24 protein-coding genes are annotated in these 22,147 nt (G+C 39.0%); 20 read left to right on the forward strand and 4 right to left on the reverse strand.

The features are described 5' to 3' along the window. The first annotated feature begins 82 nt into the window (after nucleotides 1-82). Nucleotides 83-706, forward strand: a complete 624-nt coding sequence (locus B4U37_RS10475) for a DUF421 domain-containing protein (protein WP_088018164.1) — start codon at nucleotides 83-85, stop codon at nucleotides 704-706. 34 nt (nucleotides 707-740) lie between these two features. Here B4U37_RS10475 and lexA read toward each other — a convergent pair whose 3' ends face one another. Beyond that, on the reverse strand, nucleotides 741-1,352 hold the full coding sequence (gene lexA, locus B4U37_RS10480; RefSeq protein ID WP_010193459.1) for a transcriptional repressor LexA: 612 nt from the start codon (nucleotides 1,350-1,352) through the stop codon (nucleotides 741-743). 139 nt (nucleotides 1,353-1,491) lie between these two features. Here lexA and B4U37_RS10485 point away from each other — a divergent pair, with 139 nt between their 5' ends. The 7 genes from B4U37_RS10485 (at nucleotide 1,492) to B4U37_RS10515 (ending at nucleotide 9,131) form a co-directional block, all read left to right on the forward strand. Beyond that, nucleotides 1,492-2,166 (forward strand): YneB family resolvase-like protein, encoded by a 675-nt coding sequence (locus B4U37_RS10485; RefSeq protein ID WP_088018165.1) that lies wholly within the window; start codon nucleotides 1,492-1,494, stop codon nucleotides 2,164-2,166. 45 nt (nucleotides 2,167-2,211) lie between these two features. Then, on the forward strand, nucleotides 2,212-2,442 hold the full coding sequence (locus B4U37_RS10490; protein ID WP_088018166.1) for a DUF896 domain-containing protein: 231 nt from the start codon (nucleotides 2,212-2,214) through the stop codon (nucleotides 2,440-2,442). 92 nt (nucleotides 2,443-2,534) lie between these two features. Continuing rightward, a complete protein-coding gene (gene tkt, locus B4U37_RS10495; RefSeq protein WP_088018167.1) occupies nucleotides 2,535-4,541 on the forward strand; it encodes a transketolase in 2,007 nt (668 codons plus the stop codon). 165 nt (nucleotides 4,542-4,706) lie between these two features. Next, complete coding sequence (gene sirA / locus B4U37_RS10500) at nucleotides 4,707-5,138, forward strand: sporulation inhibitor of replication protein SirA (RefSeq protein WP_148967176.1); 432 nt, start codon at nucleotides 4,707-4,709, stop codon at nucleotides 5,136-5,138. 92 nt (nucleotides 5,139-5,230) lie between these two features. After that, nucleotides 5,231-5,449, forward strand: a complete 219-nt coding sequence (locus B4U37_RS10505) for a YneF family protein (RefSeq protein ID WP_010193468.1) — start codon at nucleotides 5,231-5,233, stop codon at nucleotides 5,447-5,449. 130 nt (nucleotides 5,450-5,579) lie between these two features. After that, a complete protein-coding gene (locus B4U37_RS10510; protein WP_088018169.1) occupies nucleotides 5,580-7,328 on the forward strand; it encodes an ABC transporter transmembrane domain-containing protein in 1,749 nt (582 codons plus the stop codon). Nucleotides 7,329-7,331: 3 nt separating this feature from the next. After that, nucleotides 7,332-9,131, forward strand: coding sequence for an ABC transporter ATP-binding protein (locus B4U37_RS10515; protein ID WP_088018170.1), 1,800 nt, complete (start codon nucleotides 7,332-7,334; stop codon nucleotides 9,129-9,131). 105 nt (nucleotides 9,132-9,236) lie between these two features. On the opposite strand, the gene B4U37_RS10520 is transcribed toward B4U37_RS10515, so the two are convergent. Continuing rightward, the gene (locus B4U37_RS10520) at nucleotides 9,237-9,398 is read right to left on the reverse strand and encodes an aspartyl-phosphate phosphatase Spo0E family protein (protein WP_010193472.1); all 162 of its coding nucleotides are present in this window, start codon (nucleotides 9,396-9,398) and stop codon (nucleotides 9,237-9,239) included. 227 nt (nucleotides 9,399-9,625) lie between these two features. On the opposite strand from B4U37_RS10520, the gene B4U37_RS10525 reads away from it, so the two are divergent. The 3 genes from B4U37_RS10525 to B4U37_RS10535 all read left to right on the forward strand — a co-directional run bounded on the left by B4U37_RS10525 (nucleotide 9,626) and on the right by B4U37_RS10535 (nucleotide 11,449). Next, entirely contained in the window at nucleotides 9,626-10,336 is a 711-nt protein-coding gene (locus B4U37_RS10525; RefSeq protein WP_088018171.1) for a cytochrome c biogenesis CcdA family protein, read from the forward strand. A gap of 105 nt (nucleotides 10,337-10,441) precedes the next feature. Continuing rightward, nucleotides 10,442-10,801, forward strand: coding sequence for a response regulator (locus tag B4U37_RS10530; RefSeq protein WP_088018172.1), 360 nt, complete (start codon nucleotides 10,442-10,444; stop codon nucleotides 10,799-10,801). A 153-nt stretch (nucleotides 10,802-10,954) separates the two neighbouring features. Beyond that, on the forward strand, nucleotides 10,955-11,449 hold the full coding sequence (locus tag B4U37_RS10535) for a CcdC family protein (RefSeq protein ID WP_088018173.1): 495 nt from the start codon (nucleotides 10,955-10,957) through the stop codon (nucleotides 11,447-11,449). Between the two features lie 17 nt (nucleotides 11,450-11,466). On the opposite strand, the gene B4U37_RS10540 is transcribed toward B4U37_RS10535, so the two are convergent. After that, entirely contained in the window at nucleotides 11,467-11,892 is a 426-nt protein-coding gene (locus B4U37_RS10540) for a DUF2621 domain-containing protein (RefSeq protein WP_088018174.1), read from the reverse strand. A 133-nt stretch (nucleotides 11,893-12,025) separates the two neighbouring features. Between B4U37_RS10540 and B4U37_RS10545 the strand changes: the two genes are divergently transcribed. The 9 genes from B4U37_RS10545 (at nucleotide 12,026) to B4U37_RS10585 (ending at nucleotide 21,210) form a co-directional block, all read left to right on the forward strand. Beyond that, the gene (locus B4U37_RS10545; protein WP_088018175.1) at nucleotides 12,026-12,817 is read left to right on the forward strand and encodes an ATP-binding protein; all 792 of its coding nucleotides are present in this window, start codon (nucleotides 12,026-12,028) and stop codon (nucleotides 12,815-12,817) included. A gap of 144 nt (nucleotides 12,818-12,961) precedes the next feature. Beyond that, on the forward strand, nucleotides 12,962-13,900 hold the full coding sequence (locus tag B4U37_RS10550; RefSeq protein ID WP_088018176.1) for an AAA family ATPase: 939 nt from the start codon (nucleotides 12,962-12,964) through the stop codon (nucleotides 13,898-13,900). Nucleotides 13,901-13,902: 2 nt separating this feature from the next. Continuing rightward, complete coding sequence (locus B4U37_RS10555; RefSeq protein WP_088018177.1) at nucleotides 13,903-15,075, forward strand: DUF58 domain-containing protein; 1,173 nt, start codon at nucleotides 13,903-13,905, stop codon at nucleotides 15,073-15,075. Further along, the gene (locus B4U37_RS10560; RefSeq protein WP_088018178.1) at nucleotides 15,068-16,279 is read left to right on the forward strand and encodes a hypothetical protein; all 1,212 of its coding nucleotides are present in this window, start codon (nucleotides 15,068-15,070) and stop codon (nucleotides 16,277-16,279) included. The genes B4U37_RS10555 and B4U37_RS10560 overlap by 8 nt, the downstream gene beginning before the upstream one ends. A gap of 518 nt (nucleotides 16,280-16,797) precedes the next feature. Then, complete coding sequence (proC, locus tag B4U37_RS10565) at nucleotides 16,798-17,640, forward strand: pyrroline-5-carboxylate reductase (RefSeq protein ID WP_088018179.1); 843 nt, start codon at nucleotides 16,798-16,800, stop codon at nucleotides 17,638-17,640. A gap of 34 nt (nucleotides 17,641-17,674) precedes the next feature. Then, nucleotides 17,675-18,793 carry a glutamate 5-kinase gene (gene proB / locus B4U37_RS10570; protein ID WP_088018180.1) on the forward strand — a complete coding sequence of 373 codons (1,119 nt, stop codon included), beginning with the start codon at nucleotides 17,675-17,677 and terminating at the stop codon, nucleotides 18,791-18,793. A gap of 39 nt (nucleotides 18,794-18,832) precedes the next feature. Next, complete coding sequence (locus B4U37_RS10575; RefSeq protein WP_088018181.1) at nucleotides 18,833-20,092, forward strand: glutamate-5-semialdehyde dehydrogenase; 1,260 nt, start codon at nucleotides 18,833-18,835, stop codon at nucleotides 20,090-20,092. A 124-nt stretch (nucleotides 20,093-20,216) separates the two neighbouring features. Continuing rightward, nucleotides 20,217-20,705: a hypothetical protein gene (locus tag B4U37_RS10580; protein ID WP_157663765.1), complete on the forward strand. Its 489-nt coding sequence runs from the start codon at nucleotides 20,217-20,219 to the stop codon at nucleotides 20,703-20,705. Nucleotides 20,706-20,850: 145 nt separating this feature from the next. After that, nucleotides 20,851-21,210: a hypothetical protein gene (locus B4U37_RS10585; protein ID WP_088018183.1), complete on the forward strand. Its 360-nt coding sequence runs from the start codon at nucleotides 20,851-20,853 to the stop codon at nucleotides 21,208-21,210. 42 nt (nucleotides 21,211-21,252) lie between these two features. Here the strand turns inward: B4U37_RS10585 and B4U37_RS10590 are convergent, their stop codons facing one another. Next, nucleotides 21,253-21,537, reverse strand: coding sequence for a DUF2817 domain-containing protein (locus B4U37_RS10590; RefSeq protein WP_088018184.1), 285 nt, complete (start codon nucleotides 21,535-21,537; stop codon nucleotides 21,253-21,255). Between the last annotated feature and the right edge of the window lie 610 nt (nucleotides 21,538-22,147).

Genomic DNA, 22,147 nt, shown 5'->3' on the forward strand with positions numbered 1-22,147 from the left:
AGCCCCAATTATCTAATTGCTGAATAAAAAACAGTGATGTGACTATTATAAAAACATAGTAGTTAGATGGGGTGATGGGTTAATGGATTTGAATTGGATTTGGAAAGCGGTTTTAATAACTATAATAGGAACGTTTTTACTAAGAATTGCAGGAAGAAAGTCCATTTCACAGATGACTTTAGCTCAAGTGGTAATAATGATTGGTATCGGATCTCTGTTAATTCAACCTTTAGCAGGTAAAAGCATTTGGGTAACGTTTGGAGTGGGTATCACTCTTGTAGTAACGCTTGTATTAATGGAATTCTTGCAATTAAAATCCGACATTTTTGAAAAGTTGATTACGGGAAAATCCAAAATACTAATAGAAAACGGAAAATTAAATGTAAAAACATTAAAGAAATTAAGATTTACCATTGACCAACTGGAGATGAAACTTAGACAGAATAGTATATCTAGTATAAGTGATGTAAAGTGGGCCACACTAGAACCAAACGGTCAATTAGGGTTTGAGTTAAACGAGCAAGCAAAGCCCATAACTAAGAAAGAATGGAATCTCCTCTATCAAGAAATTCAACTCTTAAAAATAATGATTAACCCTTCAAGCAAACCAAGCTGTCTTGATAAAGAGAAAGAGGGAAATCTATTTACCGAAGTTAAAAATGGAAAACATAAATTAAAAAAACGTCCTAATGAGGTACTTGATTAATCTTTAACAAAAAAAGCCGGTATACCGGCTTTTTTTAATGGATATTACGATATACTCCGATTACTTTACCAAGAATGCTCACATTTCGGACAATGATCGGTTCTAAAGTAGAGTTTTCCGGTTGTAAACGGATATAATCCTTTTCTTTAAAGAAGCGTTTGACAGTAGCCTCATCTTCTTCTGTCATGGCAACGACGATGTCTCCATTGTTAGCGGATTGCTGCTGACGAACGATAACGTAGTCGCCATCAAGGATCCCGGCTTCGATCATGCTATCTCCCATAACCTCAAGCATGAAAACTTGTTCGTCTGGTGCCACATAACGATCAGGAAGCGGAAAGTAGTCCTCGACGTTCTCAATGGCTGTAATTGGCTGGCCCGCGGTGACTTTACCGATGATTGGAACATTAACTGCAGATATTTTAGGTACCAGTTCGTCTTCCATAATCTCAATGGCTCTCGGTTTAGTAGGGTCTCGGCGTATGAGACCTTTGCTTTCTAGTCGTGCAAGATGACCATGAACCGTGGAGCTAGAAGCAAGTCCAACTGCTTCCCCGATTTCACGGACGGAAGGTGGATATCCTTTTGCTTGGACTTCTTTTTTTATGTAATCTAATATGTCCTGTTGCCTTTTTGATAGTTTCATATTCCGCACCTCTATCATTTATATTAGTGATAGTATAGCATGTTTTGGTATAAAATACAAACATAAGTTCGAATTATTGACAAGAATATACGTTCGCTTGATAATAATAGTTTAAAAGATTGGTGGAGGAAATCATATTATGAAGGGAATCATTTACTGTCGTGTGAGTACCAAAAAAGATACACAAGAAACGTCGCTGTCCCGGCAAAGGGAAGAATTAGTTTCCTTAGCGGCAAACCGAGATATCGAAATCATCGAGATAGTGGAGGAACAGGCGAGCGGATATGATTTGGATCGTGAAGGGGTTTTTCAGATAATCGAGCTTATTTCAAGTCAGCATATTGATGTCCTTCTAATCCAGGATGAAACAAGGCTTGGCAGAGGGAATGCAAAAATCGCTTTTTTACATTGGTTAAGAAAACACGAAATCAAGATATATTCTATCACGGATAATGGAGAACTGAGATTATCTGATTCTGATTCCATGGTCATGGATATTGTGGCAATTGTTGAGGAATACCAAAGAAAGCTACATAATTTGAAAATAAAGAGAGGCATGCAACGTGCGGTTAAAAGAGGGTATGACCCCACAAAAAACCTGACCAACCTCCATATGAGCCCTGGCCGCGAGAAAATTGAGGTGCCGATTGAAGAGATAGTCAGGCTTCGTAATAATAAACTTACTTTTCATGAAATCGCTGCCACATTGAGAGGGCTTGGATATGAAGTTTCAAAAGCTACTGTTAATAGAAGGTATCGTGAGTATATAGAGGATAACGACACCGGTTTGCTTGTAAAAAAACAACCTCTCTAGTAAGATAAAAGCATATCTTCACAAGGATGAAAGAAGGAGTTTTCTATGTTATCAAAAGAAAAAATAGCAAGAATCAATGCACTTTCCAAAAAGGCCAAAAGTGAAGGTCTTACAAAGGAAGAGACAGCCGAACAACAAAAGCTTCGTCAAGAGTATATCAAGACATTCCGAGCTTCCATGGAAAATACGTTGCAAGGTGTAACAATTGTGGATCCGGAAGGAAATGATGTTACTCCGGAAAAATTGAAAGAAACAAAAAAGAATTTAAAGCATTAATCGCTTTTTTTCAGAACATTGGAACATACTATTTATGATAAAATAGAATTTTTCCATGAAAAAATAAGTTAAAGAGAGAAAGGGTGGATAAGATGACACAACATATAGATCAACTTTCCATTAATACAATCCGTACATTATCTATCGATGCAATTGAAAAGGCAAACTCTGGTCACCCAGGAATGCCAATGGGTGCTGCACCTATGGGATATTCTTTATGGACAAGATTTATGAACCACAACCCTAAGAATCCGAACTGGTTTAATAGAGACCGCTTTGTACTTTCTGCAGGTCACGGTTCCATGTTACTTTATAGCCTTTTACATTTAGGCGGATATGACGTATCTATGAATGATTTAAAAGAATTCCGTCAATGGGGAAGCAAAACTCCAGGACACCCTGAAGTTGGTCACACGCCTGGTGTAGATGCAACAACTGGCCCTCTTGGACAAGGTATTGCGATGGGTGTCGGTATGGCAATGGCAGAGCGCCACTTGGCAGCTACATATAACAAAGAAGATATGGAACTTGTGAATCACTTTACATATAGCATTTGTGGAGATGGGGACTTGATGGAAGGTGTATCTGGAGAAGCTGCTTCTCTTGCATCTCACTTGAAATTGGGACGTTTTATCGTTCTTTACGATTCCAATGATATCTCGCTTGATGGTGACTTAGATCGTTCCTTCTCTGAGAGCATTGAAACGCGTTTCAAAGGATACGGCTGGCAATATATCCGCGTGGAAGATGGAAACAATTTAGAAGAAATTGCTGCTGCGGTGGAAGAAGCACAAAGTGACCTTTCCCGTCCAACCATGATTGAAGTAAAAACTACCATTGGTTACGGTTCACCAAACCGTGCAGGTAAATCGGATGTTCATGGTGCACCACTAGGCTCCGATGAATTGAAACTGACTAAGGAAGCGTACAAATGGACATTTGAGAACGATTTCCATGTTCCGGAAGAAGTTTACACTCATTTCCGTGAAACAGTTGCAGATAAAGGTGCAAAAGTGGAAGCGGAATGGAATGAAATGTTTGATGCTTACAAATCAAAATACCCAGAGCTTGGAAAACAACTTGAAGCAGCGATGAAAGGTGAACTTCCTGAAGGATGGGATTCTGAGATTCCTGTCTATGAAGAAGGAAAAAGCTTAGCTTCCCGTGCTTCATCTGGTGAGGTTCTGAACGCTATTGCCAAACAAGTACCTTCCTTCTTTGGTGGATCTGCTGACTTGGCTGGTTCAAACAAAACGAATATTAAAAACGAAGCTGACTTCACTGCAGAAGATTACAGCGGACGCAATATTTGGTTTGGTGTTCGTGAATTCGGAATGGGTGCAGCTATGAACGGTATGGCGTTACATGGCGGTCTAAAAGTATATGGTGGAACGTTCTTCGTATTTTCCGATTACTTGCGTCCAGCTATACGATTAGCGGCACTTCAACAGTTGCCTGTAACGTATGTGTTCACTCATGACTCCATTGCAGTTGGGGAAGATGGACCTACACATGAGCCAATCGAACAACTTCCATCATTACGTGCAATGCCGAACCTTTGTGTTATTCGTCCTGCAGACGGTAACGAAACGGCTGCAGCATGGAAAGTGGCATTAGAATCCGAAAAGACACCAACAGCACTTGTGTTAACACGTCAAAACCTGCCTACTATTAAAGGGACAGATGAGACGGCACTTGAAGGTGTGCGTAAAGGTGCTTATGTCATTTCTAAAACTGAAAAAGAAACTGCTGATGCACTTATACTTGCAACAGGTTCTGAAGTCGGTCTTGCTGTGGATGCTCAGAAAGCATTACAACAAGAAGGTATTCATGTGTCTGTCGTAAGTATGCCTTCATGGGATCGTTTTGAACAACAATCTCAAGAATACAAAAACTCTGTATTACCGAAAGAAGTGAAGAAACGTCTTGGAATTGAAATGGCTACTCCACTAGGGTGGGAGCGTTATACTGGAGATGAAGGGGATATCCTCGCCATCAACGGATTCGGTGCATCTGCACCAGGCGAAAGAATCATGAAAGAATACGGTTTTACTACTGAAAATGTAGTTGCACGTGTTAAAGCGTTGTTAGATAAATAAGCATGTTAGAAAAAGTGAGTATTACCTAATTACATGGTAATGCTCATTTTTTTATGCATTCGACAATATTTGCTAAAAATAGCCCCTTGTCAACTACACTATAAGACAAAACTCTGCTCTATCATTCTCTATAATAAAAGAAAAGAAGTGTCAGGAGGGTTTCGTTTGCGCGAATATATGATTTATTTGATAGAGGAAGAAGTAGCTAAACATTACTCTGGTAATGAGTTAAAACTTTTCCAGCTTTTTCAGCAATACGAACAAGAGGAACCACTTCGTTCCATCATCAAACGGCAAGTGGATTATGTTACGCTCCCAGTCCCGACCTTCCCCCTTCAACAATCATTAGAGCAGGCCTTAAAGAACAAGGAAGGTTACAAACGAGTGGCCTATCAACATAAAATAGAAAAAGAAGATTCCACAGCAAAGCTATCCATATTCGAAAAGTACTTAAAGCTTTCTTCAAAGGGATCATTTGAAGCAGAGGCAATCTTCTTTGAAATAATACGTAAACAAGCTCCATATTTTCTTGCAATAGACGCCAGCTCAAATCGCTATGGGTGGCTCCAACCAATTAAACAGAGAAAATTTGTTTAATTGGTGGAGAAATCTATCGGAAAATGTTGTATAATAGGTTTTAGTTTAGTACACTACATTGGTAGACCTAGTTTTGAGGAGGAAATTTTTTAATGGAAACATGGATTTGGATTCTTATTGTAGTTCTAGCATTGATTGCTGGGGTTGCACTAGGATTTTTCATCGCTCGTAAGTACATGATGACTTACCTAAAGAAAAATCCACCAATTAATGAGCAAATGCTTCGCGTGATGATGATGCAAATGGGAATGAAACCATCCCAAAAGAAAATTAATCAAATGATGTCTGCGATGAATAAGCAAATGAAATAAATGAAAAAGCACTCACTATGGGTGCTTTTTCTTTTTGAGAAAAAACACTACAAAAAGTATCTTCCTAAAAATTTGAATATTTGCTAAACTGTTATAGTTGATCATAGATATAAAAATCGGGGGAAAGAGAATGAGTATTTTCAAAGACCTTTGGTGGTTTTTTAAACAAGAAAGAAAGTCATACATTCCAGGAGTGCTGCTCCTAGCATTTGTCGCGTTCCTAGAACTGATTCCACCAAGGATAGTTGGAATGACGGTCGATCATATTGTAGAAGGTACCCTTACGAGGGAGACGGTTCTTACACTAATGCTGGTGCTCCTTGGTACAGCTGTCATCGTCTACATATTACGTTATCTTTGGAGAATCATGATTTTTGGCCCGGCGGTGAGACTGGCTAGATTACTCCGCAACAATTTATATGAGCTTTTTACAAAGATGTCGGCAAGTTTTTATCAACGCAGACGTGTTGGGGATTTGATGGCGCATTCGACGAATGACCTACAAGCTATACAACAGACCGCAGGAGCGGGGGTTTTAACTCTTGTTGATTCCTTAATGACTGGAGGATTTGTTCTCATTGCCATGGCAGCGACGATCAGTTGGAAATTGACACTTATCTGCCTTATTCCACTTCCAATTATGGCTATAGCAACCAACTACTATGGAACGCTGCTTCACAAAACATTTCATAAGGCTCAAGCTGCATTCTCTTCTCTAAATGATAAAGTACAAGAAAGTGTTAATGGAATAAAAGTGGTCAAAACCTTCGGGCAAGAAAAAGAGGAAATAGTTGAGTTTGAAAAACAGGCAGAAGATGTGGTGAAAAAGAATGTTACGGTTGCAAAAATAGACTCCCTGTTTGACCCTACAATTGGGTTGGTGATTGGTGTTTCTTTTTTCCTTGCGATCGCTTTTGGTTCTAGATATGTCATGACAGGAGAACTGACAATTGGGGAACTAATTGCATTCACTACCTATCTTGGTCTGTTGATTTGGCCGATGCTTGCATTTGGCTGGCTTTTCAACATTGTAGAACGCGGCAGGGCTTCTTACGACCGTGTAACAGCCCTGATGAAAGAGGAAGTTGATATAAAAGATACCAAAGGAGCAATCGAGACAGTTCCAACAGGTGATATTATGTACAATGTACAAACTTTTACATATCCAACCGAAAAAGAACCGTTGTTAAAAGACATTAATGTACACGTAACACAAGGTCAGACACTTGGTGTAGTTGGAAAGACTGGTTCCGGGAAAACAACTTTGTTGAAGATGCTGATCAGGGAATTTGATGGTATACAAGGAGATATCCTGATTGGTGAAACTTCCATAAAAAATTACAGGTTAGAAGCTTTGCGAAAAGCGATTGGTTATGTTCCACAGGATCACTTTCTATTCTCTGCCACCATTGCTGATAATATCGCCTTTGCAGTACCTGATGCGACATTTGAAGAAATCATTCAGGCAGCGAAACTGGCAAATATCCATGAAGATATTATTCAGTTTACTGACGGTTATCAGACCATGGTTGGAGAACGTGGAGTTTCCTTGTCGGGTGGACAAAAACAAAGATTATCCATTGCTAGGGCCTTGCTAATGGATCCGGAAATTTTAATACTCGATGATTCTCTTTCCGCTGTTGACGCAAAAACGGAGGAAAGCATCTTGCATGCTCTTAAGGAAAATCGTCAAGGAAAAACAACCATTATAACTTCTCATCGATTAAGTGCCATCCAGCATGCACAAACAATTATCGTTTTAGAAAATGGGCACATCGTGCAGAAGGGGACACATGGGGAGCTGATGGATGAGGAAGGTTGGTATAAGAATATGTATCATCGTCAAGCATTGGAATCCCTTGTGGAGCATGGGGGTTAAGAGATGAACAATCAGACAATAACAGCAAAAGAACAAAGGCAGGTCTTAAAGAGATTATTGGGGTATGCCAGACCGCACATTAAACAATTCATATTTGCATTCAGCTTACTAGTCCTTGCGACGATCGGTGAAATAGTGGGGCCTTTAATCATAAAAGTGTTCATTGATGATTATTTAACACCACAAGTGATGGAAACAGGTCCCATTGTCACCCTTGCTTCGCTTTATATCGGGATCTTGATTGCAAAAGTAATCATTACTTACTTTCAACTGTTAAAATTTCAAGAGATATCCTTAAAGATAATACAAGAACTGCGTATTGATATTTTTGCAAAAGTACAGAAACTTGGATTGAAGTTCTTTGATAAAACCCCTGGAGGAAGTATAGTTTCAAGAGTTACTAATGATACAGAGGCAATCAAGGATATGTTTGTAAGTGTTATCTCGACATTCGTCCAAAATGGTGTGTTCTTAATTGGAATTTTTATAGCAATGTTTCTATTGAATGTTCAATTGGCCATCTTCTGTTTGCTGATCATCCCGATCATTTTTGCAATCATGGCGACGTACCGACATTTTAGCTCCAGATTTTATGCGGATTTGAGAGAAAGGCTCAGCCAGTTGAATGCCAAACTGAATGAATCCTTACAAGGTATGTCTATCATTCAAGTATTTCGACAAGAGAAACGCCTTCGCAAGGAATTTGCAGAAATTAATGAAGCGCACTACCAGGCTGGAGTGAAAAACATTAAGCTTGACGGACTCTTGCTTCGCCCGGCTATTGATTTTGTCTATGTCCTTTCGTTAATCTTGGTATTGAGTTATTTTGGAATATCATCGATTGGTAACGTGATAGAAATAGGAGTCCTTTATGCATTTGTCAATTACTTGGGGAGATTCTTTGAACCGGTTAATCAAATGATGATGAGGCTGTCTATGTACCAACAGGCTATAGTATCCGCCTCAAGGGTCTTCCAACTTCTTGATGAAAAGGAACTAGCACCAACAGCGGAAAAGTCACTAAGCTCACCATCTATTGCATCTGGGGAAATCGAATTTAAAAACGTAACATTTTCATATGATGGAAAACGTGATGTATTAAAGGATATATCTTTTACAGCAAAGCCGGGGGAAACGGTTGCTTTGGTCGGCCATACGGGCAGTGGGAAAAGTTCCATTATCAACCTGCTAATGAGATTCTATCAGATTGAAAGAGGAGAAGTCCTTATTGATGGCTTCCCATTAAAGTATTTTGAAGATCAGGAGCTTCGAAAAAACATGGGGCTTGTACTTCAAGATCCATTCCTTTTCTATGGTACAATCAATCATAATATCCGCTTGCATGATCCATCCATAACAGATCAAGAGATAAAAGAAGCGGCTGAATTTGTTCAGGCAGATTCTTTTATTAAGAAATTACCAGACCAATATGAGCAATTGGTAGTCGAAAGAGGAGCGACCTTCTCTAGTGGTCAAAGGCAGCTGGTGGCTTTTGCGAGAACCATTGCAACAAAACCAAAAATTCTAGTTCTTGATGAGGCAACGGCAAACATTGATACCGAAACTGAAGAAGCAATCCAGACAGCTCTTGAAAAAATGAGAAAAGGACGAACGACCATCGCGATTGCTCATCGACTTTCTACTATCCAAGATGCTGATCAAATTCTAGTTTTGCATCAGGGAGAAATTGTCGAGAGAGGAACACATCAAGAATTATTGAATGTAGAAGGTTTGTATTACAAAATGTATCTTCTTCAAAACGGTAATCCTGAAAAGGTGGAAGATGCGGTCATTCACCCTTAATTAAATTGTACACGGCTGTTTTAATTGGCCGTGTATTTTTTGTTTTAAAAAATAAACCCCTTCTCATTGTTTAGAAGGGGTACTGCCTGTTAAAAGCGCTATGTATTATTTAGGTACAATGATATGGTTATACTTATTTAGTAGGGTATCCAGTTCCTGGCTGAGCTTTAGTGTCTTAGAAGAGGACATTCCGTACTTTGCGACAATATCAATCAGTTCAGATCGCTTTTTTTCAATTAGTTCTATTAGTTCGTGTTTAGTAGCCAATGTTGAGTATCCTTCCTTCTTCCAATTCGTAACATCATTATACTAGAATTTAGGAGGCAATACAAAGAAAAACTTCAAGTTAATGGGACTTTAATAATTGTTAAACTAGTGAAAAATAACTAGACAATACTGTCACGGTTTCGACATAGAATGTTATAAACAGATGGTTTGTTTTAACTGATTTTTTGATACTATTATAGATATACTTTTGTAGGAGAAGTGATTATATGTCTGGAGATCTTACGTTATTCTTGGCATTTGGGGCTGGAGTACTTTCTTTCATATCTCCATGTACCTTGCCAATTTACCCTGCTTTTCTTTCTTATATAACAGGGGTATCTGTAGGGGAGTTAAAAGAAGAAAAAGGAATGCTGCAAAAGAGAAGTATTTTACATACGTTATTCTTTTTAGTTGGATTTTCTCTGATTTTTATTGCATTAGGATTTGGGACCACCTTTTTAGGTAGGTTTTTTGTACAATATCAAGATTTAATTAGGCAAGTGGGTGCTATATTAATCATCTTTTTTGGGTTAGTTATCCTAGGGGTTTTCCAACCTAAGTTTTTAATGCAGGATAAAAAGTTTGCTTTTAAAAACCGTCCATCTGGTTATATAGGAACTGTGTTAATAGGTATGGCTTTTGCTGCGGGATGGACACCTTGTTCCGGTCCGATTCTTGGAGCGGTGATTGGGATGTCGATGAATAATCCATCATCAGGTATCTACTATATGCTGGCGTATGTGTTAGGATTTGCTATACCGTTCTTTATTCTTTCGTTTTTCATTGGGAAGATGGGATGGATTAAACGCAATCATACGCTAATAATGAAAATCGGCGGATACGCAATGATCGTAATGGGAGTCATGTTGTTCTTTAATTGGTTAACCAAAATAATTGTTTGGCTGACTGCTATTACAGGAGGATTCCAAGGGTTTTAAATTGTGTGATATTTTAGTTGATTCTTATGTCCGAAAAGAGTAAAGTTAAAATTGGGAATAAAGGAAAATTACAACTTTTTTATAGGACATAAGGAGGGCTCTGCTGTGGCCAACGTTTTAGTAGTGGATGATGCAAAGTTTATGAGACTAACAATTGGGAACATTTTAACTAAATCTAACCACACTGTTATCGGTGAAGCAGAGAATGGAAAAGATGCGGTTTCACTCTATCGGGAACACCAGCCTGATCTTGTAACGATGGATATCACGATGCCTGAAATGAACGGTATTGAAGCTGTTCGTGAAATAGTGAAAGACTTTCCGAAAGCAAAAATCATTATGTGCTCAGCCATGGGGCAGCAGCGCCTTATTGTAGACGCAATTGAAGCAGGTGCAAAAGACTTCATTGTAAAGCCTTTTGATGAGAGCAGGGTACTGGAAGCTGTTAAAAGAGTGTTAGGTTAGGTGTAAAAACTATCGGACTTCTTGTACGATAGTTTTTTTTCTATAGGTAAGAGTTTTCAACCTCTATTTTAAAATCATAAATCTTAGATATCACTTTTAATATTTCTCTTTTTCGGTATAATAGTAAGAGGTTAAAAGTTGTGAATACAGAGGATGATTAATTTGTATACAGTACTATCTACGATTTTTGCAGTATGTATGGCACTTCTGGTGATATTTATCAGAATGAAAGCTGCGAAAAAACCTTCATCAGTGAAAAAAATTGTATTACCTCCTATTTTCATGAGTACCGGGGCATTGATGTTTTTATTTCCCGAATTTAGGGTCTCCTCCTTACAAATACTAGAAGCTCTAACAGTAGGTGCGATATTTTCGATATTTTTAATTAAAACTTCTAAGTTTGAAATGAAGGATAATGATATATATTTAAAAAGATCAAAGGCGTTTGTTTTCATATTGCTGGGGTTATTGGCAATAAGAGTTGTTATGAAGCTGGTACTCAGTACACAAATTGATATTGGTGAATTGACAGGGATGTTTTGGCTGCTCGCTTTCGGCATGATTGTACCTTGGAGAATTGCCATGTATATCAAGTACAAGAAGATAGAGAGTGGATCTATTCCACCAACGATAAAAACCTCGGTATAAAAACCGAGGTTTTTCCTTTAAAATAGGTGTTGATACGGGGTATGATCAATATTAAGGTGTTCCAATTTTTTTATTAGGAACTTATGATCCCGTTTAGGTGTTGCGAGAATATATCCACGAATGACATGTTCTCTTGTTATTTCCTTCGCATTTTCCTTATAGGCAATTTCGCCAATTTTTCCGGCGATCTTTTGTCTTGCAATATCTCGGAAAAGTTCCGGTACAGGTGAAACAAGCTCTTCTAATAGCTGTTTCAAATCATCCGGCCAGAGGTGACGGGTTTTATCTAAATAGAAATCCTGCCAATCCAATTCCGATTTGCCATCTTCTTTAGGCATTCTTTTAAGAAATTTACGAAACATAAAAAATCCGCCAATGGCCAAAAGTCCAACCATTGCCACGACCCAAAATAAAATTAACCATAAAAACCATCCGGTTAACATGTTCTTTTTCCCTCCGAACTCGTTAACATTCTTGTATTATTATAACCGAAACTATTATAATTGCACTAGTAAATGAAAAATCCAACCTAATTGATATAGAAAAAATGACAAAGTTTTGACGGAGGTGGCGACGATGAAAAAGATTGGTGCCGTAATAGGCAGCATGGGGAAAACAGAGATACTTTCCCAAAAAGTCTGCCCAAAATGTAATAGAGAAGTAAAACGCGTCCGCATGCAAATCATTGGTGGGGAAAATAAAGGTCAATGGCAAGAATATGAAAATGAATGTGATTGTCGATTGGCTGCTGAAACGATGCAAGCAGAAAAACGCAGAAAACATAAGTACTTTGAACAGTTTTGTATCATCCCTAGGGAGCTTGAGGATGCTACCCTCGAGAACTTTAAAGTGGATTATTCCAGCCAAGGTGAGGCTTTGGCAAGCACAATAGACTTTTTCGACCAATTCACGGGAAAAGAAAATTTATACTATTTTGGCCGGACAGGCAGAGGTAAAACACATTTAGCAGTCGGATTGTATAGATACTTCAAGGAAAATAATATTACCGCGATGTTTTTTGATGTGCCGAAACTGATGGATACCATCGTCGCATCTTGGGATAATGATTCAGGTTATTCGGAGAGTAAGTTTATGAAGGCCATCGCGGAAGTAGATGTCCTTATTCTCGATGACCTTGGAGTAGAGAGGGTAAGTGAGTGGGTGGATCAGACCATTTATTCCATCTTGAACCAAAGGCAAGGTAAAAGTATCGTGTTTACTTCCAATATCCACCCAGGGGATCTGACGAAACGGTATGGAGAACGGATTGCAGATCGAATAAAAAATAAAATGAGTCAAAATCAGTTGATTTCCATTGTGACACCGGAGAGTTATAGAACCAAAGATTTAACGATGTATAAAGATTAATATTGCTCCAAAATTTAGCCCATAGCAAACTATTGCTATGGGTTTTTCGTATTACGAAACAAAAAGTGAAATTTGTCTATTTTTGCAAGTGGAATAATGGTAAAATAATTCTAAATAGAAAGAAAAATACAAAAGGGGTGCCTTATATTGAAACAAGTAGAACAATTAAAGAAAGAACTTTCTAATGTAATTATCGGAAAAGACGAGGTTGTAGAGCTCTTATTTATCTCGTTACTTAATAAAGGACATGTGTTGTTAGAAAGTGTTCCCGGTACGGGTAAAACGATGTTGGCAAAGAGTTTTGCCAAGACAATGGATGCAAGCTTTAAACGAATCCAGTTTACTCCGGATGTTTTGCCAAGTGATGTCACAGGAATTCAGTTTTTTAATCCAAAGGAACAAAACTTTGAATTAAGGCCTGGCCCAATCATGACAAATATCTTGTTGGCGGACGAGATCAACCGTGCCACTCCAAGAACGCAATCAAGTTTACTAGAGGTAATGGAGGAACGACAAGTAACCATTGATGGGCAGACATTATCCATTCCTGGACCGTTCATGGTAATTGCGACACAAAATCCAATTGAATCTCAACAGGGTACGTTTCCATTGCCGGAAGCACAGATGGACCGCTTCTTTATCCAAATTGACTTAGGTTATCCTACGAAGGAAGAAGAGAAGGAAATAATGAATAAGTATCGGTTAGACGAGCCGATTAAACAAATGACATCCTTATATAGTAAAGAAGAAGTACTTGAATTGCAGGAACAGGTCAAACAGGTGAAAGTATCTTCGGTAGTAGAGGATTACATACTTGAAATTGTCCACATGACAAGAAACCATGAAGAAATAGAGCTAGGCGTGAGCCCCCGTGGGACATTGGCATTGATGCGTGCGGCACAAGGGTCAGCCTTCGTGAATGGCCGAGAATACGTTACACCGGAAGATGTAAAGAAAATGGCTCCATACGTTTTAAGTCACCGATTGGTACTTACGATGGAAGGGTCACTGAAGAAGACAAATAAACAAGTTGTTATAGAAGTGTTGGCAAGAGTTGTGGTGCCTGTGGAGGCGACAATATAGGAATGACTAGATGGAATCAACAAGTAGATAACCTGACACACCATATTTATTTCCGGGCATGTGCGTTCGTCATTATTGCAATCGGCTTCTTTACAGGACATCCTATTTTATTTTTTATGGGTAGCTTGTATTTTGTATACTTCGTTGTTTCTTACTATTATTTAGCCAATGTAGGAAAGAAACTCAAGCTTACAATAGTAGACGGGCAAGTGAAAGTGTTTCCCGGAGAAACAGGAATCATTAAATTGAAGGTCGAACAACCATCGAGGTTGCCTGTTTTTTCGGGACGGATTCAACTTGTTGCAGATAATAACATCGAGTTTCATAACGGAGACAGGAGAACACGGATCAGCCAAATAAGTCTGCCATTTTCCTTAATGGGTAAAAGTGAATTAGTGATTGAAATTCCTTTTACGGCAATAGAAAGAGGAGTGGCTAAATTACATCATATTGAGCTGCAAATCTCCCATTTTATTGATTTTGGTAAAGTGTATCTGCAGAAGAACGATCTGACGAAATTCGAAGCACTGGTTTACTCTGAACAGATGCCTGTAACCGGTCTTGAAAGAATCATGCCAAAGAATCAGGGCACGTATCCGACTCGGTCGTCCCTTTTTGAAGATGTTAGCACCATTATTGGGACCCGTGATTATGCAGCTGGGGATTCCTTTAATAGAATTCATTGGAAAGCTTCAGCTAAGGTCACAAGCCTTCAAACAAAAATGTATGAAAAAACATCTCAATTTTCTTGGTTAATTGTGTTTGATATTAGATCAGGGAATTTAGAAGAGAGAATCAAGGGGATTACTCATTTGTTACATCATGCAACAAAATTCAATATCCCATATTCCTTACTTGTAAACATTAAGAGAGTTGGTACACCAAGCTATTTTGAACTGCCTTACGGGGAAGGGAAACGCCATCTGCAAACTGCGTTGACCATGTTGGCAAGATTGCAAGGAAACAGTGTGTCCATTAATATGCCAACCTTTGAGAGAATTACCTTTCAACATGCTGCACATGCCCCTTATGTCATTCTTTGTGGCGAGGAAGAGCGCTTAAAAGGGTGGAGGATGCCTACTGGGACTAATGTAAACCTCCTTGATGTCAAAGTAGATTGTTGTACATTAATACCATGGCGGTCAGAAGCAAGAAAGGAGGCTGTAAATGGGTAATCTTTGGAGGAACAGCATTCACTTATTGCTCGAGCTTAATATTCTCTATTTTTTCATCTTGCTCTTGTACTTAGATTCCGGAAATTTGCCTCCTTTTTTAGGAGTGTTGTTGCCGTATGTTTTTGCGATCGCAATCTTTGGCTTTTTAAACAACAAACTTCCAAGTAGTTATGCGTCAATCATGCTTGTTGCACCAGTTTTAGCTCTTTTTGCTTACCTTTCGTCTTATAGTATCGGCCTTTCTCTTATTATAGGATTTATTATTAGTTTCCGGGCATTCATGTATTTTGTGGAGGAAAGATTCATTTCCACCTTTGCCCTTTTGATCATTTCATTCATTTGGATGCCTTTTGTATACGGCGCCGGAACATTGGTGGACTATCCTCATGGACTTACACTAATGATATTATTTGGTGCGCAGCTGGCTCTAGTTATTTTATTGTATAGTGGAAATGCTGTGATTCAATTAAAGGGAAATCGCTATATGCAAAAAAGAGTGGTTAGTGCGACTGCAGCCGTTTTTATAGGCATTTTTGCTGTTTCTGCAGTCTTTACTACAATAGGAAAATACCTGATAACAGCGGGCCTTTCGGTTTTCGGTTTAGGTGTTAGCTTTATTTTCGATATTTTGGCAAGGCCAGTGTTTGCTTTGCTTGGAATGCTTGATTGGACACCCAAAAGCAGTGGTCCTCAGGATGAGGGAGGTATTGAGATGGGGGAGGAGGAGGAAGCGGAAACCGCTGAGCTCTTACCACCCACAGACAGCCTATTTGATAATCCTGTAGTAGTGGCAGTTGGTGTCATTGTTTTCTTATCTGTGCTTTACCTCCTATTAAATAGAAAAAAAGTGAACAATCAAAAACGAGAGATGCAGCCTGAACAGCAATTTACTTCTACTATGACTAAAAAGAGTGGCGGTGGATTCTTCGCGGGCAGAAGAAAGCAAAAGCCACCGGAAAATGAAGTAAGGAAACTTATGTTTGATTTAGAGCAATTGGCTATGAAAAAGAACCGTAGCCGCCTTCCGAACGAAACTTTGGAGGAATGGTTAAAACGGGAAACCTCATTTAATGAAAGCTTTATGAAGCTGTATGCCAAAGTGCGATATGGCGAAATGAAGCTCTCACCTTCGGAAGTAGAAACTTGCAGGACCATGGCAGAAGAAATTCGTAAAGTGATGAAGCAGTGGAAAAAAGCGAGTTAGATATTAATTTTTGCAGTGTATCCAGCTTAGGGTACACTGTTTTTTTTGCGCTATGAGGAACTAGATGGCGGGAGATTAGGTAGAGAAGTCTTCATCGGCTCTATGAGGACCTGAGTGGCGGGAGATTAGGTAAAAAGAAGTCTTCATCGGTGTTATGAAGACCTGAGTGACTGGGAATTCGTTAGAGAGAAGTCCTCATGGCAGCTATGAAGACCTTAGTCGGTGGAAATTCGGTGGAGAGAAGTCTTCATCCAAGAAAAACCGTTCAAAATCAATGCATAAATGGAGTTGAGCTTCGTTTCCATAATTATCCTCCATCATATTTCGCCGTATTTGTCCATTTTCAGCGATTATTCCGCTTCTACTGTAATTAAACGAAGGTCGATATTATTGGTAGCGTTTACACTCACTATCTGGCTTTCATACGGACTAATTGCCCAAACACCCTTGATATAGATCCTCTACATGTTACGATAATAAACGTTGTTAAAAACGAACGGACAGACGGGAGCGATTAGATGCTGAAAGAAAAAGTAATTGGATTTATTGGAGCAGGATCAATGGCAGAAGCGATGATCTCAGGAATAGTAGCAAGTGAAATCATCCCTGCTAATAATGTAGTAGTAAGTAACAGATCAAACATCGACAGATTAATGGAACTTGAAGATAAATACGGTGTTCGTGGCGTGATGAAACAGGATTTGAATATGAGTGAGCTAGACATTATTGTATTGGCCATGAAACCGAAAGATATAGAAATTGCATTAGCTTCATTAAAAGATCAATTAAACTCTTCACAGTTATTGCTTTCCGTATTAGCAGGCGTAACCACAAGCTATATGGAAGAGGGATTAAATCCCGGCCAGCCCGTAATTCGTGTGATGCCAAACACGTCAAGCATGATAGGTGAATCGGCAACAGCGATTTCAGCTGGGAAGCATGTTGCGATGGATCATATAGTAGACACAAAAGTCATTTTAGAAACAATCGGTAAAGTATACAACATAGAAGAGGAACAAATGGACGTTTTCACAGGAGTAGCAGGAAGTGGTCCAGCATATTTCTATTATTTAATGGAACATATGGAGAAAACAGCGAAGGATGCTGGGTTAGATGAAGAGGTAACACGCGATGTGGTTTCACAAACTATTCTCGGTGCTGCGAAAATGATGCAGGCGAGTAATGAAGAACCAGCTTCGCTACGCAAGAAAGTGACTTCTCCTAACGGTACAACAGCAGCAGGATTAGAAGCATTAAGTGACAACGGTGGTGGAAAGGCCATCTCAGCTGCCATTAAAGGTGCAGCAGAACGTTCTAAAGAGATCAGTGCAGAAAAAGAAAAAGAATTGGTATTACAGTAAGGTTTACAACTATGTTCATAACAGGAGTGATTGAATGACCCCCGATAATAAGACAAAACGGGTAGTAATAAAAATTGGAAGCAGCTCATTGACAAGTTCACACGGTGAAATAAGCAGAAGAAAACTAGAAAGGCTTGTTGATGAAGTTGCTCAACTGAAGGATCAGGGCTATGAAGTCTTATTGGTATCTTCAGGTGCAGTAGCAGCCGGATACAGAAAGCTAGGCTGCCTGAATAGACCAACAAGTTTGCCGGAAAAACAAGCAGCAGCATCCATCGGACAAGGCTTGTTGATGGAAGCATACAGCGAGCTGTTATTATCTAACGGTTACGTTGCCTCACAAATCCTTATTACAAGAGAAGATTTTTCGGATGAAAATCGCTACAATAACGCGCGCAACACCGCTAATGTTCTTTTAGAGCGTGGTATTGTACCGATCGTCAATGAAAATGACACCGTCACGGTAAACCGTCTAAAATTTGGGGATAATGATACACTTTCCGCTAAGGTAGCAGGCCTTGTTGATGCAGATATGTTGTTAATTTTATCTGATATCGATGGGTTATATGATGCAGATCCGCGCAAAGATCCGGATGCCACTCTCTTACGAAAAGTGGAAGAGATCACCCCTGAAATTGAAGCGGCAGCAGGAGATCCAGGAAGTTCTGTCGGAACTGGCGGAATGAAATCAAAAATTGATGCTGTGAAGATTGCTATGGCATCTGGAATCCCTGCTTTCTTAGGTAAAGCAGGAGTTCCAAACATTCTCCTTCAAGCAGTGGAAAAAGAAGCAACGGGAACGTATTTTGAATCGAAGGATACAGCAGGGAACTTAAACCACAAAAAGCAATGGATCGCTTTCAACTCAGGACCTGAAGGAGAAGTAGTACTCGCGGAAGGTGCTGACGTGTCCATGCTGGGTAAAAAGAGATTATTACCTTCTAGCATCTGTAAAGTGAAAGGGTACTTCCAGGAAGGTTCCGTTGTGAGGATCTTGGACTTTGAAGGAAACAGAATCGGTCTTGGAGTGGTTAACTACTCATCCGAACAATTAAGAGAGTATGATCAGACACAGGATAAATTTACAGAAGAAGTCGTGAAGAATGACGATTTAGTATGTCACTTAGAATCGTCTATCCCAGTTGGTATATAAAAACTCAAACAGTTCTAAATAAAAAATAGGAGGAATTTGATGTCTTTATTAGTAGAAACAAATGTAGAAACACAAGCAAAAGAAGCGAAGAAAGCAGCAAAAGTTGTCAGCCTATTATCAACTGAAGAAAAAAACAGTATTCTTTTGCATATCGCTAACACCCTTGAAAGCAATGTTTCACACATCTTGGAAGCCAATAATAAGGATTTGGACAAAGGGCGCGAAAAGGGCTATACAGAAGCATATATGGACCGCTTGGCATTATCTGAAGACCGCATTGCGGATTTCGCAAATGGTCTAAGAGAAGTTGCTGAACTAGAGGATCCTGTTGGGGACATTCTGTCAGATTGGACATTGGAAAACGGCCTTCAAGTTGAAAAAGTCCGCGTACCACTTGGAGTGATTGGCATGATCTATGAAGCCCGTCCAAACGTGACAGTTGATGCAACTGGACTAGCGTTGAAATCTGGTAATGCGATTGTATTAAAAGGTGGTTCTTCTGCCATCAACTCCAACCAGGCGATTGTCGATGTGATTCATAAAGCTTTAAAGACAACTTTAATCCCTGCAGAAGCAGTACAGTTTATAGCGAGTACAGACCGCAAAGCAACTCAAGAGCTGTTTACGATGAAGGATCATATTGATGTATTGATTCCTCGCGGAGGAGCATCTTTGATTAATGCTGTCGTAGAAAATGCTACAGTACCAGTCCTTGAGACAGGTGTTGGGAATTGCCACCTTTATGTTGACAAGGATGCAGATGTCGAGAAAGCATTATCCATTGTCGTTAATGCCAAAACGGACCGTCCGGCGGTTTGTAACGCAGCAGAGACGTTGATTGTCCATGAGGCGTGGTTCCACGCCAATAAAGAAGCTTTAATCAACATGTTCAAGGAAAATGGGATTACCGTGCACGGAGATGACACAGTTGTTGAAACAATTCCTGGAGCAGTTAAAGCTGGGGAAGAAGATTGGACAAACGAGTATTTAAGCATGGATATTGCAGTGAAAGTGGTTTCTGACATTGACGAGGCAATCGACCATATAGATGAATATGGAACAAAGCATTCCGAAGCCATCATTACAGAAAATAAAGAAACTGCCAGCAAGTTTATGAAACTAGTGGATGCAGCAGCTGTTTATCATAACGCTTCTACACGTTTCACAGACGGTGGAGCTTTAGGATTCGGTGCTGAGATTGGTATTTCCACTCAAAAACTTCATGCTCGTGGTCCTATGGGATTACCTGCATTAACAACGGTTAAATTCCAAATGACTGGTAATGGTCAAATTAGATAAAAATATTTTGTTATGAGTCTTGCCTCCATGGGCAGGGCTCTTTTCACTAAACATATTAAATAAAAAGAGGATTTTTTTGTCGAAAGTGGAATACATATTGTACAGAGAGAAAAGGGGAGATATTTTGCAAAATCAAATTGGCGCAATACTTAAAGTAGTAGGCGGTATAGTAATAGCCCTCGGATTCTTGTTCGGAATTATTGGAGCTTCACAAACAAACAGTTTTATATTTTTTGTTACTACTTTACTTGGTTCCCTTGTTACAGGAATGGTATTGATTGGTTTATCAGAAATCATTAGAATCTTGGAAGTGATAAACGAGAACATACCTAAAAGACGTAAAAAAATGGGATTGAGCTCAAACAACACACTTATTGAAGCACCTCCTCATCCTATGAACACTAAGGAAGAGGATGATATAAAGTCATTCCTACAAAAGCATGATGTGGAAATAGAAAAGATTATTCCGACTCCAAAGGAAGATTTCTTTATCATAAAGACTTCTGCAAGGTATATGTTGATTGAAATGGGCGGCTTCACACCAAAGATTATAGATGAGGAAAAATGGCCAGAAGATTTGGTAGGTTGGTTTGAACAGTATAATCAACAATAAAGAAAACGTAGCATTCACTAAACAGAATGCTACGTTTTTCTTTTGTTTTTCCTGAAAATTAATAGATTTGACTATTATACTTACCCTATCAATTTGGAATTACTAGAATACTATAAAGTAATTCCAGAAAAAAGGGGGTGAAAGTATGGCAGAAAAAACGTTTAACAATCGTAGTGCAGCTAGTTTGCAAATAGTCCTCCTTGTTCGCCAGGGAAGCAACCCCGCAAACTACGCCGGAGAAGTGGTATTCACCTTGCGTCCTGGACAAACAAGAACCATTTTTTACGGAAGTGAAGAAAATCCGTTCTTGAATGGTATTGTGATGTCGACAAATTTCAATGGAGATATTTACAGTAAAACTCAAATCGTAACAGTAAGAGGAACTCAGTTTGATAATCTATTGAATTTTAATAGCATTATCGACATTTTACCAATCTCTACAGACTATGTAATGTTTGGTCGTAATCCTGAAATGGTTATGCAGGACAGTAACATGACCCCTTAAAAAAAACGTGGCAGGACTAGGTCCTGCCATTTTTTGTGTTAGCTATTCCATGATATTATTAAATTTCATTACTCCCTCCATAGCTTGAAGGAAATCTTCTTTTGCCTTATCAGGCCATTTCTGCTCGGAAGGGTAAAACATTTCTCGATAACGTGATTCTAATACTTTTATTGTCTGTTTATTATTACTTCCATGATGGACCAGTTGGTTCTCCATAACTGTTCTTTTTAATGAATCAATAGAACCCAATAACCCGTCACCCATTGTTCCGAACTCAAAAGTAGTGGAATATAAACTTTTGGAAGGCGCTATTTCGTCTTTAAGCATAGTAAAATACTCCGGTACATCACCATTGGTTACATAAAATTCATCAGAGTCAGGAGTAAAAACCAGCGGATAGTCAAATGTCTCTTGTGCTTCTTCTTCATTTGATAACGAGGATCATAGCCTGTATGCAGATCGACGTGAAGTATATTAGCGTAATCAGATAACAAGATCTCCTCAAACAAGCCCTATGTAAATTCAGTGGAAGGCTCATCTTCTTGGCCATCATAGTAGACCTTTTGGCTGCGTATATTTCCGGCTTAATAGCGCTTTCTCTATTTTAGTACTTTCATCAATTAGTACCGTCTTTGCAATTTCCCCGTAAAACCTTATATCTCTACAAGTTAAGGTGCCGATTTCTTTCGTTGGTTGGAATAAACCTTTCAGGTCCTCATAGTCTGTGTTCATGTCCTTATCAAAAGTGTCCCAATCATAGATAAAACCTTTTCGTAACTTAAAAAGCGTATTTTTGATTCTTCATACGTGTTGATAAAATGACCGGAACTTGCAGGTGTTTTTCTAAGTTCACTAGAATGAGGAGGGGTACGATTAAATGTAGAAATAGAAAAATAACGATAAAAGCAAAACCGAACTTAATCCATTTACTTTTCAG

Origin of the sequence: Sutcliffiella horikoshii, assembly GCF_002157855.1 — a bacterium.
In the GTDB taxonomy this organism is placed as follows: domain Bacteria; phylum Bacillota; class Bacilli; order Bacillales; family Bacillaceae_I; genus Sutcliffiella_A; species Sutcliffiella_A horikoshii_C.